Annotated in this window: 10 protein-coding genes; 3 read left to right on the top strand and 7 right to left on the bottom strand. The window is 72.4% G+C overall.

Annotated features, from left to right (window positions below):
• Positions 1–69 precede the first annotated feature (69 nt).
• The 3 genes from ACI3KY_RS06615 (at position 70) to ACI3KY_RS06605 (ending at position 3,943) form a co-directional block, all read left to right on the top strand.
• A complete protein-coding gene (locus tag ACI3KY_RS06615; RefSeq protein ID WP_404929391.1) occupies positions 70–1,092 on the top strand; it encodes a malate dehydrogenase in 1,023 nt (340 codons plus the stop codon).
• A 383-nt stretch (positions 1,093–1,475) separates the two neighbouring features.
• On the top strand, positions 1,476–3,344 hold the full coding sequence (locus ACI3KY_RS06610; protein WP_404929390.1) for a cation:proton antiporter: 1,869 nt from the start codon (positions 1,476–1,478) through the stop codon (positions 3,342–3,344).
• Between the two features lie 173 nt (positions 3,345–3,517).
• Complete coding sequence (locus ACI3KY_RS06605; protein ID WP_194413669.1) at positions 3,518–3,943, top strand: recombinase family protein; 426 nt, start codon at positions 3,518–3,520, stop codon at positions 3,941–3,943.
• Positions 3,944–4,025: 82 nt separating this feature from the next.
• On the opposite strand, the gene ACI3KY_RS06600 is transcribed toward ACI3KY_RS06605, so the two are convergent.
• The 7 genes from ACI3KY_RS06600 to ACI3KY_RS06570 all read right to left on the bottom strand — a co-directional run.
• Positions 4,026–4,496, bottom strand: coding sequence for a hypothetical protein (locus tag ACI3KY_RS06600; RefSeq protein WP_404929389.1), 471 nt, complete (start codon positions 4,494–4,496; stop codon positions 4,026–4,028).
• 49 nt (positions 4,497–4,545) lie between these two features.
• The gene (locus ACI3KY_RS06595; RefSeq protein ID WP_404929388.1) at positions 4,546–5,613 is read right to left on the bottom strand and encodes a hypothetical protein; all 1,068 of its coding nucleotides are present in this window, start codon (positions 5,611–5,613) and stop codon (positions 4,546–4,548) included.
• A 135-nt stretch (positions 5,614–5,748) separates the two neighbouring features.
• A complete protein-coding gene (locus ACI3KY_RS06590) occupies positions 5,749–6,018 on the bottom strand; it encodes a WXG100 family type VII secretion target (protein WP_194411994.1) in 270 nt (89 codons plus the stop codon).
• Positions 6,019–6,194: 176 nt separating this feature from the next.
• Positions 6,195–10,619 carry an FtsK/SpoIIIE domain-containing protein gene (locus ACI3KY_RS06585; RefSeq protein ID WP_404929387.1) on the bottom strand — a complete coding sequence of 1,475 codons (4,425 nt, stop codon included), beginning with the start codon at positions 10,617–10,619 and terminating at the stop codon, positions 6,195–6,197.
• Positions 10,616–11,374, bottom strand: a complete 759-nt coding sequence (locus tag ACI3KY_RS06580) for a hypothetical protein (RefSeq protein WP_404929386.1) — start codon at positions 11,372–11,374, stop codon at positions 10,616–10,618. The genes ACI3KY_RS06585 and ACI3KY_RS06580 overlap by 4 nt, the downstream gene beginning before the upstream one ends.
• Positions 11,362–13,014, bottom strand: a complete 1,653-nt coding sequence (locus ACI3KY_RS06575) for a protein kinase domain-containing protein (protein WP_404929385.1) — start codon at positions 13,012–13,014, stop codon at positions 11,362–11,364. Before ACI3KY_RS06575 ends, ACI3KY_RS06580 begins: the two co-directional genes overlap by 13 nt.
• A partial coding sequence (locus tag ACI3KY_RS06570; protein WP_404929384.1) for an FHA domain-containing protein occupies positions 13,011–13,972 on the bottom strand: 962 nt, incomplete at its 5' end. The genes ACI3KY_RS06570 and ACI3KY_RS06575, both read right to left, overlap by 4 nt.

Raw genomic sequence — 13,972 nt, 5'->3', positions numbered from 1 at the left:
CCTGATCGCACACAGGAACGCCACCGATTCGATCGGATTGCTAGAATGCCGCGGGCTTAGGCTCGTGGCATGGCGAGCGAACCGACGACTGTGACCATCACCGGCGGCGGCGGCCAGATCGGCTATGCGCTGATGTTCCGCATCGCCGCCGGCGACATGCTGGGCCCCGACCGTCCGGTTCGGCTGCGGCTGCTGGAGATCCCGCAGGGCATGCGCGCAGCCGAGGGTGCCGCACTCGAGCTGCAGGACTGCGCGTTCCCGCTGCTGGTCGATGTCGACGTGACCGACGACGCCCTGACCGCCTTCAACGGCGCGCGCGTCGCGCTCCTGGTCGGTGCGCGGCCGCGCACGGCGGGCATGGAGCGCGGCGACCTGCTCGCGGCGAACGCCGGCATCTTCGGGCCCCAGGGCAAGGCGATCGGGGCCGTCGCCGACGAGGACGTCCGCGTCACCGTGGTGGGCAACCCCGCCAATACGAACGCACTCATCGCCGCGGCATCCGCTGCTCCCGACGTGCCCGCCGACCGCTTCAGCGCCCTCACGCGCCTCGACCACAACCGGGCCGTCGGCCAGCTCGCCGACGTGCTGGACGTCAGTCCCGGCGACATCGCCGATGTCACGATCTGGGGCAACCACTCGGCCACCCAGTTCCCCGACGTCTCGCACGCGATCCTCGCAGACGGGATGCCGGTGCTCGAGGCGCTGGCGGACCGCCTGGGGGGCCGCGGCGCGGCGACGGCGTGGCTCGACAACGTGTTCATTCCCCGGGTCGCGAAGCGCGGCGCGGAGATCATCGAGGTGCGCGGTTCGTCGTCGGTGGCCTCGGCGGCGAACGCGGCGATCGACCACGTACGCGACGAGCAGCTGGGCTCCCATCGGGGCATGACCTCTGCCGCTGTGCTGTCTCGCGGCGAATACGGCGTGCCGGAAGGGCTGGTGTGCTCCTTCCCGGTGACCTCGCGCGGCGATGGAGCGGGGTACCGCGTCATCGAGGGGCTCACCCTCGACGACCGCGCACGCGGCCGGCTCGAGGCATCCGTCGAGGAGCTCGTCGCGGAGCGCGACGCGGTGCGCGAGCTCGGAGCGGTCTGAGTCTCGGCGCGCTTCGTCTCGCTGGCGCTCGCTCAGCGACCGGGAGACCTTGGGTACACGCTTCGTCTCGCTGGCGCTCGCTCAGCGACCAGGAGACCTTGGGCACGCGCTTCGTCTCGCTGGCGCTCGCTCAGCGACCGGGAGACCTTGGACAGACGCTTCGTCTCGCTGGCGCTCGCTCAGCGACCGAGAGACCTTGGGGAAACGCTTCGCCTCGCTGGCGCTCGCTCAGCGACCGGGAACCCAGGGGCGCACGGTTCGCTCGCTCAGCGACCGGGGGCGACCAAGGGCCGGTCGTTGAGCGAGGGAGCGCCAGCGACCGAGACGAAACGCGCTCGAGGCGTCCGCCGGGCGCCGAGGAGCCGCGCAATAGGCTCTGAGTCGTGGAAGTGCTGATCGTCGTCATCGTCGCGGTCATTGTGATCGCACTCGCGGCGGCGGTCGCACCGAAGGTCGGCATCGCGGGGCCGCTCATCCTGCTGCTCATCGGGGGTGCGGTGAGCCTCCTGCCATTCGTCGAGATCGGTGAGATCAGCCCCGACTGGATCCTGGTGGGCGTCCTCCCCCCGCTGCTGTACTCGGCCGCCGTGGCGCTGCCGGCGATCGAGTTCCGCCGCGACTTCGGGCCCATCGCCGGGTTGTCGTTCCTCCTCGTCATCATCAGCTCGATCGTGCTCGGGCTGTTCTTCGTCGCCGTGATCCCCGGCATCCATCCGGCCATCGCCGTCGCACTCGGCGCGATCCTCAGTCCCACGGATGCCGTGGCCACCTCCATCGTGAAGCGCCTGGGCGTCTCTCGCCGCGTGGTGACGATGCTCGAAGGCGAGAGCCTGCTCAACGACGCGACCGCGCTCGTGCTGCTGCGCACGATGATCGCCTCGGTCGCCCTCGCCACATCGGTCGAGGGCGATGCGGATGTCGGAGTGGGATTCATCCCGGCCTTCGCATGGGGCGTCCTCGTCGCCGTCGTGGTCGGCGCCGTCGTCGGCGTGCTCAACCTCCGCCTGCGGGCGCTCATCAAGAACTCCGCCGCCAACACGGCGATCGGGTTCGTGGTGCCCTTCATCGCGTACATCCCGACCGAGGAGCTGGGCGGCTCGGGTCTCGTCGCCGCCGTCGTCGCGGGCATCGTGACGGGCCAGGGTGCGGCGCGGTGGTTCTCGCCCGAGCAGCGCCGCTCGGACGAGCACAACTGGCGGACGATCGAACTCATGCTCGAGGGCGCCGTCTTCCTCGTGATGGGGCTCGAGCTGAACGACATCGTCACGCAGAACATCGAGAACCACAACGGCCTCGGCACCGGCCTGGCCGTCGCCGCGGGCGCGCTGGGGATCCTGGTGGCGGTGCGGGCGGCGTACGTGTCGCTTCTCGTCTGGCTGCAGAGCCGGCGCGCCCGCGGCCGTCAGCGCAGCCGCCTCGAGGCGATGTCGGCGCGTATCGACCAGATCGCGACGGGCGAGGCCGGCGCTGACTCGGCTGCCGTCTCGACGGGGCAGACCGCCCCCATGGCCACCCCGAGCGCCGCCGGCGACGGTCACGCCGAGCGTCGCGCGTCGCGCGGCCGCCGGCGCAAGCGCCGAAGCGTCGCCGGCGATGTCGAGAACCTCGACACTCCGCGTGCGCAGCGACGCCTCTCGGCCATGCGGGCGCGGGTCTCGCGGGCGCTCAACGATCTCGACTATTACCAGGCGTCGCCGCTCGGGTGGAAGCACGGCGTGATCATCGTGTGGGCGGGCATGCGTGGTGTGGTGACGCTCGCCGCCGCGCAGACGCTGCCGAGAGACGACACCAGCGACCGCGCACTGCTCGTCTTCATCGCCTTCGTCGTCGCCGCGGGCAGCCTCATGCTGCAGGGGTTCACGCTGCCGTGGGTCGTCCGGCTGCTGCGGCTGGAGCGGCCGGGTGACGAGAGTCTCGACCGGGCCGAGCAGTCGGCGCTCGACGGCGACCTGCGTGATGCCGCGGTCGCCGCCCTGACCGGCCCGGCGCTGCGCCGCCGCGACGGCTCGGCGTTCCCGGACGACCTGGTCGCCGTCGTCGGCAGCCGCATGGTCGATCCTCCCGACGACGCCGACACCCTCCCGACGCGCGATCTGCTCGAGCTGCGGCTGGCGATGATCGACGCGATGCGCGGGCGGCTGAACGAGCTGTCGTCGGGCGGCGGCTACAGCACGCCGGCCCTGCGGCACGCGCTCGCCGAGCTCGACGCCGATCAGCTGAGCCTCGAGCTGCGCCTCGACGACGAGGACTGACGCCGTCGGCGGCGGCGCGCGTCGGCGCCGGGTGAGACAATGAGTGCCGAGCGAGGGGGCCTCACATGAGCGAGACGACGAAGACGCCGGATGCCGCGTCTGCGCACGCCGCGCACACGCACACTGCACCCGCGAGCGGTGCCCACCCGGACACCGCCGCGTCGGGTGCGGCGATGGCCGAGACGTCGCCCTTGCAGCTGCCGCACCCCGCGGCGGAATGCCCGAAGTGCTTCACCGAGCTGCAGCAGAACCGCGACTGGTGGCAGGCGCAGCCTGCCGGCTCACGCCTGGTCGGGCTCGTGATCTCTCGCGACGACATGCCCTCGGTGGTCGAGCAGCGGAACGATCTGACGCGCTTCGGCGTGCCGATCGACGGCTTCCGGCATCCCGCCCCCGAGACGCTGGAGTCGTGGGAGGAGCGCCTCGTGCGCCTCTTCGGCACCCTGAAGCGCGGCGACGTGCTCGTCGTGGCGAACGTGCACGCCCTCGGGCGCGACATCGACGAAGAGACCCGCACCGTCGCCGAGCTGCATCGCCGCGGCGTCGTCGTGAAGGTCGTCAGCCACGGCGGACGCCACCTCTACGACGCCGGGCGCTGAGCCGGCGACCGCGCACGGGCGCAGGGCGCCCAGCCGACGCAGGCACTCCGCCGACGCAGGGCGCTGAGCCCGCGCGGGGCCCTCAGCCGACGCGGGCGTCGGCGACGATCTGGCGGATGGCCGGCAGCGAGGTCTCGTAGTCGGCCGGCGTGGCGGTCCCCGTCACGCGCACCACATCGGTCACCGGGCCGTGGTCGACGACGGTGACCGCGACGACCTGCACCACGGTCCCGACGCTGTCCGTCGTGTACGCGAACTCCGACACCGCCCACGCGCGGTCTCCGAGATCGACGCGCGCCGAATCGACCGGTGCCACCTCGGGCAGCCGGCTCACGTACTCCTCGACCGCCGCGGACGCCTCATCGAGCGTGTGCCCGGCGACAGTACGCGTCACCCCGACGACGACGTTCGGCGAGAACGCGTCGGGTCCGCGGTCATCGATCAGCGCGAGCACGGTGCCCGCGAACGCCCGCGGCTCCCAGCCGTCCGGCGCCTCGAGCGTGACCGCCGGGAAGGCGGGGAAGGCGTCACTGGGGAAGGATGCCTGGGACATGAGGTCCTCTCCGGAATTCAGGGTCAGTCGCGGTCAGGGTGGCGAACCGCTAGAACAAGCTCATGATGCCGTCCGCCATGTCCTTCGGGCTGAAGGAGATGGACGGCTTGATCGAGAATCCCACACCGAGCGCGAGACCGAGTTCGAGTTCGAGGTCGACCTTGTCGGTCGAGAACTCCGCGTTGACAGCCGCATCCGCCCCGATGCCGGCCCGCACGCCCGCTTCGAGTTGGCCGCCGACCCCGAGCGCCTCGGCGTCGACGGACCCCTTGGCCTCCGCACCGGCGAACGCCCCCGCACTCACGCCGGCCTGTGCCCCGTCGGGCCCCAGCGTGAGTCCGCCGCCGATGTCGGCACGGGCGCCGGCCAGCGCCTCGCCCTCGACGCCCGCGTGGCCGAGGTCGTTGCCCCACTCGGCCGATCCCTCCGCATACGCGCCGGCTTTGACGGAGGCCTCCCCGCCTACGCCCATGCCGACGTTGTTCTGCGTGACGTCATCGCCGAGATGCCTGCTGCGGTCGTTCGCGTCATTGCGCTGCGATTCCTCGGACTCGCCGAAGCCGTAGTCGCTCGACGCGTGGGCCTTCACACCGGCGCCGACCTCGCCCTCGGCCTTCGCGGTGCCCCCCAGCACGTCGGACTCGGCCTCGCCACGGGCGTTGAGTCCCCAGCGCCACGTCGCGTCGCCCTCGCCCGTCTCGCTGACGCCGTTCTCCCAGCCGGCGAAGTTCGGCGAGTCCTCCTCCGTGGCGGGGTCGTCCCCGCCGGCGGGCGGCGTTCCGCCCTTCCCGCCAGGCGGAGACGGAAGGCCGCCCGGGCCGACGGGACTGCCCGGGCCAGCTCCGCCGCCGTTCACCGAGCTGGTGGCCTCCTGATCGTCCGCGTTCGTGCGCAGCGCCCGTGCGGCGTCGCGGAGGCGGGATGCGGCATCCGTCAGCCGCCGGGAGTGATCGGTGTCCCACTCCGACCTGAAGGTGACGGCATCCGATCCCTGCCAGGGCGCCCGCGCGAGCTCGCCGCCCAGCAGCGTCGTGATCGACTCGAGCGACTGCGCAGCGCGCTCGAAATCGGATGCCGCGCCACGCAGTTGCGTGACGTCCGCCCCGTACACACCCATGTCGAACCTTCCGGCGGCCCTTCGACAAGCTCAGGGACCAGTGACGCAAACAGCTCAAGGACCCGTGATGCGGACATCAGAGGCTGGCTATAGCGACGGGGACGGTCCCGGAGGACCGCCCCCGCAGCATGAGGATCAGAGCGACTGGGAGGTGCTCTCCTGAGCCGACGCGTTCGCCGAAGCCTTCTGGCCGGCGTCCTGCAGAGCGGCGATGACCTTCTTCAGCGAAGCCGTGTGCTCGCCCGACCAGTCGTTGCGGAACTGATCGGCGTCCGGGCCGGTCCACTGCGTCGAGCCGAGCTTGGAGGTCAGCTGCGAGAGGATCGACTGGATCTCGCTCGCCTTGCTGTTGAGCTGCTGCGAGAGCTCGCGGACCTGCTGGACGTCAAGACCCCAAACGGCCATGGTGTTCTCCTTCGTTGAGTGCCCGTCTGTCGGGCGAGTGGTTGCGGTTCGGGCACCCGAGTCCTCGGGGAGACCCGGTCGTGAAGATCCGAGAGGTCTGCGCCTCTCATGTCCCTGACGCTATCGGCGTCCGGGACGCACCGTCGATGGGGACATATCCCCATGCGTCGTCCGCGTCACGACGGTGCGTCCGCGACGGCCACCTGCAGGCGCCGTGCGCGCCCCTGATGGATGGTGAAGCCGCGGCCCGGCGGGAAGTCTGCGCGCTTGACCCGCCCGAGCGACAGCCCGAACAGCGCGTCGCCGTCGACGTCGCTCGGCGCGAGCAGCAGGCCCTGACGGGCGGCCTTGAACGGCTGGCCCAGCTGCCACGCCTGACCCCACGTCGAGGACTCCGCCTCGCCCACGACGAACGCCTCGGCACGGACGGCGGCGCGGATGAGCCGGTCCAGGGGCGACTCCGCCTCGCCCCCGCTGAACTCGGTCAGGTGCTCGACCAGGATTGCGGGGTTCACGAGCCCGCCCGACTCGATCGCATCGGCGAGCGTGAGCGCGAGTGCCGCGACCGCCGACGGGTCGTGGGCGGCATAGCCCGGCTGGGATGCCAGCCGCAGCCCGGTGCGGCGCGCCGAGAAGTGCACGATCGGTCGCTGCGGGTCGGCGCGCACGAGCGCCCGGCCGATGGTCTCCAGCGCGGTCGTGCGCCCGCTGCCGGGCGGACCGGCGAGCAGGAAGGCGCCGCTCGCCACGATGCCGGCGGGGCCGAGGTCTTCGTCGGCGAGGCCGATGACGAGATCGCCGCGGGGTGTCCGCGGGGGCAGCTGCGCGAGGTCGACCCGCTCGGGCAGTCTGCCGACGGGGGGCGCCTGGGCGACGCCCTGGCGGCGCATGGCATCGGCGAGACGCTCGAGTTCGCGCGCCTGCACCGCCATGTTGGAGCTGCCGCCGAGCACGGCGAACTGCAGCTCGTCGCCCTCGATGATGCCGCGACCGGGCGGGGACGAGGCATCCAGCACGTCCTTCGGCGCCCCGAGCAGCAGATAGTCGTCCTCGGTCGCCAGGCGCAGGATGAACCGCTTCTGCACCGTCGACGAGATGGAGGTCGGAATCGAGTTGGGTCGATCGCCGGTCATCACGAAGTGCACGCCGACCTGTCGGCCGTCCACCGCGATCTGGGCGAACACCGCGAACCAGCCGGAGCTGCCCGAGGCGAACTCGTAGCGCTCGCGGAAGGCGCCCAGGCCGTCGATGAGCACGACGATGCGCGGCTCGTCGGGGCGGCCGGCCAGGCGCCGGTATTCGCCGATGGTGCCGGCACGCAGGTCGCCGTATCGCGTGGAGCGCTCGTCGACGATGTCGCGCAGCATCCGCAGCAGACGGGTGACGCGCTCGTCGTCGTCGCCGTCCACGACCGCGCCGACGTGCGGCAGCCCCTCGAGCATGCGGAGGCCGCCGGCACCGAAGTCGAGGCCGTACACGTGCACCGGGCCCCCACGCGGGGTGATGGCCGCCGAGACGGCGATCGTGCGCAGCGCGGTGCTCTTGCCCGAGCCGCCGGTGCCGAAGATCGCGACGTTGCCGTCGCGGTCGGGCTCGTACGACGTCGTCGGCTGCGACTGCGTCTGCGGGTCGTCGAGGACGCCCAGCAGCATGCGCTCGTCGGTGCGAGGGCTCGGCAGACGGGCGAGGTCGTACGCCGTGGCGAGCTCGTCGAGCCACGGCCGCCGGGGTGCGGGAATGGCGAGAGCGGATGCCGCGGACCGCACGGTGCGCACGATCCGGGCGATGTCGGTGGGCCCGGGATCGTCGGCCGCCCTGACCTCCTCGACGGGCGGCTCCCAGCGCGCGCCCACCCCGAAGTCGAGCTCGTGGATGTCGATCTGCGCGCGCGGCTTCTCGCCGGTCGTCCAGCCGCCGACGTAGCCCGTCTGGAAGGACGCGATGCGGCCCGGCCCGGTCTTGGCGGCACCGCGTCCGGGGATGGAGGGGTCGAAGTGGGCGGCCATCGGCGTGCCCAGGATGTCGGACGAGTCCTCGGTGTCGGCCATGCGCAGTGCGACGCGGAGGTTCGTGTTGGCGCGCAGGTTGTCTTTGATGACGCCCGCGGGGCGCTGCGTCGCGAGGATGAGATGCAGGCCGAGCGAGCGGCCGCGCTGCGCGACATCCACGACGCCGTCGACGAACTCCGGCACCTCGCTCACGAGCGCCGCGAACTCGTCCACGACGATGATCAGGCTCGGGGGCGTCTCGGGGTCGCCGGTGCGCTCGAGTGAGACGAGGTCCTTGGCCTTCTTGCGGTTCAGCAGGTGCTCGCGGTACCGCAGCTCGGCCCGCAGCGACGTCAGCGCGCGGCGCACGAGGTGGGGCGAGAGGTCGGTGACGAGCCCCACGGTGTGCGGCAGGTCGACGCAGTCGGCGAAGGCCGAGCCGCCCTTGTAGTCGACGAAGAGGAACGTCACGCGGTCGGGACTGTGCGCGGCCGCCATGCCGAGCACCCACGACTGCAGGAACTCGGACTTGCCCGCGCCCGTCGTGCCGCCGACGAGCGCATGCGGACCCTGCGTGCGCAGATCGAGGTGGAAGGCGCCCGCTCCGCCGTGACCGACGAGCGCGCGGAGGTTGCCCTCCTTCTTGCGGCGCTGCGGCGCACGGCCGTCGCGGGGCGTGATCGAGTCGCTCTCGCGCCAGCGCTCGGCGATCACGGTGGCATCGCCGCCGATGTCGGCCGCGGCCAGGTCGATGAGCGACACCGAACGGGGAAGGTCGGACTCGTCGTCGATGGGGGTTCCGGCGTCCACCGTCGGCGACAGCACGCGCGCCCACGCGGTGGCCGAGCCGTCGTCGAGGAGCTCGACCCGCACCGGCGTCGACGACAGGCCGCGGCGGACGATCCCCGCCGCCGTGCCCTCGGCGACGCCGTCGACCACGAGGAACGTGCGGCACGCGGCCGGCAGCGCGAGCGGCGACGGCGCCACCCACAGGATGTGGACGGCGACGTCCGGCCCGCGCTCGGCGAGGCGGGTCAGGCGCGCGCGGTCGACCGTGGCGTCGTCCTCGACGATGACGAGCACCGCGGGGATCCGCGACGGGGCGGCCTCCGGCGCCGTGCCGGACTCGATGGGGCCGCGGGGCGGGTGCGCGTCCTTCTCGCCGGTGCGGGCCTCGACGAGGCCCTCCAGACGGGAGAGGAGGGATGCCGCGGTGCCGGGGTTCGCCGCGAGATGCGCGCCATCGAGCGGCGTGTGGGGCGAGCTGGTGTGCGGCAGCCACTCGAGCCACGACCAGGCCGGCCGGGTCGCCGGCGAAGTGAACGCGGTGACGACGAGCTCGGCCGGCGAGTGGGTCGCGACCAGCTGCATCGCGAAGGCGCGGGCCGCGGCATCCGCCTGTCCGCGTGAGCCCGCGATGCCGACATTGCCGGCCTCGCGGAGGTCGGCGACCACGGGCACGTCGTCGATCGTGGCGAAGCGCTCGCGCACGTCGTGCACGCGCTCGAGGAACTCGGGCTCGGTGTCGTCGGTGGCGCCGATCTCGACACGGGCGCGGGACGGGAGGGTGCCGGTGCCGAGCCGCGCGGTGAGGAAGGTGGGATGCTCGGGCCGGTGCGTCCAGGTGAGGTCGCCCCACGACGACAGGGCCGACAGCGCCTCGGCGAGCGCGGGCACCTCGGCGCAGCGCACGGCGCGCTCCTCGACCTGCTCGCGCTGCATCAGCGTGTCGAACTGCTCCATCGCGCCCTCGAACCGTGCGACGGCCTTCTTGTGCTCGGCCTTCGCGGCGAGCTTGTTGTCGACCCAGGCGGCGATCATGATGAGCGGGCTCAGTGCGATGAAGACGACCGACAGGATGGACTGTGTGAACACGTAGAGGATCGCGCCCATGAACAGGGGTGCGATCAGCGCGATGACAGGGATCCGCTGGGCGGCGATCGCCCGAGGCGGCTTCGGCGCCGCGAAGTCGGGCTTCTCGTAGCGCGGCACCACCCGCGGTGAGCGCACGATCTCCACCGTGGAGGTCGCGGCGTGCACGGTGCCCGGCCGTGTGAGCGGAATCACCGAGACCTCGGTCGACCCCAGCAGCACGACGTCGTCGGGCCCGAGACCGGTCCGCGCGATCTGCTCGCCGCCCATCACCAGGCCGTTCGCCGAGCCGAGGTCGATGATCTCGATGCCGGCGTCGACGTTGATGCGGGCGTGGCGCTTCGACACCAGCGCGTCGTCGATGACGATGTCGGCGCCCCGGTCGCGGCCGACGACGTTCGAGCCGGCCCGCAGCGGCAGCTCGCTGCCCGCACGAGGCCCGTTGAGGATGCGCAGCACGGCCGCGGGCGCGTCGTCGCCGACGTAGGCGGGCGCCGCGACGATCTGCACGGTCTGCCCGGAACGGATGCCGGACTCGGCGACCGCCCGTTCCGGATCGACGATGCGCGGCCCGGCCGCTCCCGCCGCTGCGAGCGTCACGGCGCCCGGATCGGCGATCTCGTTCGCGGGGTCTGCGAGCACGAGCGTGCGTGCCAGATCACCGACGGTCGACGTGCCGTCGGCCGTGACCTCGAGATCCACCGGCGTTCCAGGCCGGTGGAGCGTGAACTTGAGCTTCACGCGTCATCCTCCCGCTGACCGTCATCCCCGTTGAGCACGCTGTCGTGCTCCGCATCGAGGAGGGGAAGGTCGTCGCGGGTCACCAGGCGGGCCGCCAGCGCGTGCTCGACGAGGCGCACACGCCGGTTGGTGGCGTAGGAGCGCACACCGCCGCGCATGCCGGGCACCCCGATGCGGTCGAGCTTGTCGCAGACGTTGTCGAGTTTGCGGTTGAAGCGGGTGAGGGTCCAGCCGAGGCGCTCGGCGGCCTGCGCCGACGTCGGCAGCTCGCTCATGCCCGTTCCCTCGCGGCGCAGCACCGGCTCGGCGAGCGCAAGGATCATCACGCGCTGGCTGTGCGTGAGCGGCACCTCGCCGATCGTGGAGAGTCCGTCGTCGTCGGCGGGCCGCTGCGTGTCGTGGAACGTCGGCTCGGCCGCGTGGATCGTGAGCTCGTAGGTGGTCGGACCCGCGCTGAAGATGACGGAGGTCGAGGCGAAGACCAGCGGCAGTCGTGCGCCGGGTGCGAGCCAGGCCTGCACGCGACCGCCCGAGTCGGTGACCGTCGCCGAGAGCCGCGACCCGACGTTCGAGAGGAGCCACATGCCCTCGACGTGCTGGATCGTGAGGAAGGTGCGGTGCAGGAACAGGTTGTCGTCGATCGCGAGGTCGCCCTCGCGACCCACTGTGAACACCGTCTCGGGCGCGACCGAGAACTCCTCGCCGGCGAACTCGACCGTGAGCGCGTCGGCTGCGGCGGCGGTCACGGGGTGCACCCGCGGGTCTTGTCGGGATTCTGCTGCGAGGTGCCGTTCGCCCGCACCAGCGTGACGTCGATGCAGGTGGCTCCCGACTCCGCCGCGGGCACGACGACCTCAGCGGTGTCGATCGGCTCCGGTTCGGGCACGCTGCCGGCGAGCGTCACGGTCTCGACGATGTAGAAGTCGCCGTCCTGCGGGTCGGGGTTCGTCCACGTGAACTTCACGCCACCCTCGGCCGGAGTTCCGACGACGTCCGTCACCGGGGCCACGACCGCGGAAATGGGGTCCTGCGGCTTCGATGACGTCGACGGCTCGGGCTGCTGACCCGTCGTGCCCGACAGGATCCCCGGCAGTGATACCCCCACGATGACCGCGACGATGACGAATGCCGCGGCGCCCAGCCCGATCCACAGTCCGGTGCGGCGACGGCGCGGGGGCCCGGCGGGGTCCGCGGCTCCCGAGGACCCGGGGACCGTCTGCGCTTCCGGCTCCGCGAATGCCGGCGCGGGAGCCCGCACGATCGTCTCGTCGAGCGACACGGGCAGACCGACGTGATCACGCCGCATCGTCTGCTCGTACGCCGACACCGGGGCGGCCGGCGACGGCCGTGCGACGGTCTCGGTCTCGACCGGCTCGAAGCGGGGTGCGTAGGCGGCGCTCGGCGCCGTCTTGGCCGACGGTCGCGTCATGCCGGCGGCGGGCGTCGTCTCGGGGTTGATGCTGACGACGCCGCGCACGCGCGTGAGGCCGTCGTCCTCGTCCTCCTCGATGTCTTCGGGGATCTGATCGTCGAGGATGTCGATCGGGGTCACCGAGTGCGACAGCTCGATCTGGACCGTCTGCAGCGCGCGCGCGAACGCGAGCGCACTCTCGTAGCGGTCGGCGGGCGCCTTCGCCATCGCCCGCTCGAGCGCGCGCTGGAGGGAGGCGGGCACGTCGGCCCGACCGAGGGTCGGCAGCGGCAGCGTCTCGATGCGGTGGATGAGCTCGGCCGCGCCGTTGCGCTGGCCCGGCAGCTCGAACGGGGAGTGCCCCGCGAGCAGCGTGTAGACCGTCGCCCCCAGCGCGTAGACATCGGAGCGCGGGTCGCTGCGGGGGACGTCGGCGAACGACTCGGGCGGTGACCACGGGATCGACAGGCCTGCCGACTCGGCGGCGGCGTTCGTGGTGGACGCGATGCCGAAGTCGGTGAGCGCCGGACGGTTGTACTCGGTGACCAGGATGTTGGCCGGCTTGATGTCGCGATGCAGCACGCCCGCGCGGTGCGCCGTCTCGACGGCGGCGGCGACCTGCACGCCGACCCGCAGCGACTCGGCGATCGAGAACGGCTCGCGGCGGTAGCGCACCTGCAGGTTGGGCCGCGGGCAGTACTCCATCACGAGGTACGGCCGGCCGTCGTTCGCGACGCCCGCCTGATAGATCGTGACGATCGCCGGGTGCGTCGACAGCATGGCCATCACGTTGGCCTCGGCGGTGAACTCCTCGACCGACCCGCTCGAGATGCGGTCGGTGAGGAGCACCTTGACCGCCACACGCCTCTTGGGCAGCTGCTGCTCGTAGAGGTACACGTCGGCGAAGCCGCCGGAGCCGAGCAGATCGATGTAGGTGAAGCCGGCGAGATCCGGCGGCGCCATGGGCGCGCGCTTCGCGCTCACGTCAGGGCCTCGATCGCGACGGTGATGCCGTCACCGAGGTCGAGCACGTCACCCGGGACGACGATCGTGCCCTCACCGGGATGCAGCCGCACCGGGTCGGCGCCCGAACGAAGCAGCGTCGTGCCGTTCGTGGTGCGCAGATCGGTGGCGACGATGCTCTCGCCCTCGACCCGCAGCTCGACGTGACTGCGCGAGATGTCCTGTTCGGGACTGTCGACGGCCACGAGGTGCGGCAGGTCCGTACCGCTGACGCGGGTCGACCGGGGTCGGCGACCGATGACCACCGTGCGGTCGAGCGGCAGCACCTGCCCCGTCGACACGCGGATGCGGCCGGGCGCCGGCGGGCGCGGCGGTGCGAGCGGCGATGCGATGCCCTCGGCCGGCAGCTCGGCGCTTCCTGCGGCGCCCGCGCCCCCGTTCGCGGCATCCCGCAGCGCGCGTGCCTGAGCGAGGGAGATCGTCGCGCCGTCGTGATCGCCGGCGGGCGCCGCACCGTCGGAGGGAGCGGGAGCCTCCCCGTCGTCCTCACCCTCGGGGCGGACGGCCGCGTCTTCGACGGAGCGGATGACCGTGGCGCCCCACAGGTGGTCGTATCCCGTCGTCGAGGCGAACTCCTCCTCGCCACGCGCGCCCGCCGAATCGGGCGCACCGGTGGCGGTCCCTGCGCCGGCAGCACCGGCGGCGTGCGGCGAGAGTGCCGAGTCGAGCGGCAGGAGCGTCTCGGCGTCGACCACCGACGCGACGGCGCTCGAGTCGATGAGGCCCGCGACGGGGGGACCGACGGGCGCGACGGGACCGTCGGACGCGACGCGCGAGGACCACGGGCCGCGCACCGGCGGCTCGCCGACGGCCTCCGGACCGGCAGCTGCCGGCACCGCCGGCGTCGACGGCGCGGGGTTCTCCGGACCGGGCGCGGACGCTGCCGCGGGCTCCGGATCGGCGATCGCCGGGTCCGGCG

Source organism: Microbacterium sp. ZW T2_14 (assembly GCF_044987405.1).
In the GTDB taxonomy this organism is placed as follows: Bacteria; Actinomycetota; Actinomycetes; order Actinomycetales; family Microbacteriaceae; genus Microbacterium.
Note: the sequence above shows the minus strand (reverse complement) of the source record. Positions and strands in the feature narration are given on the sequence as shown.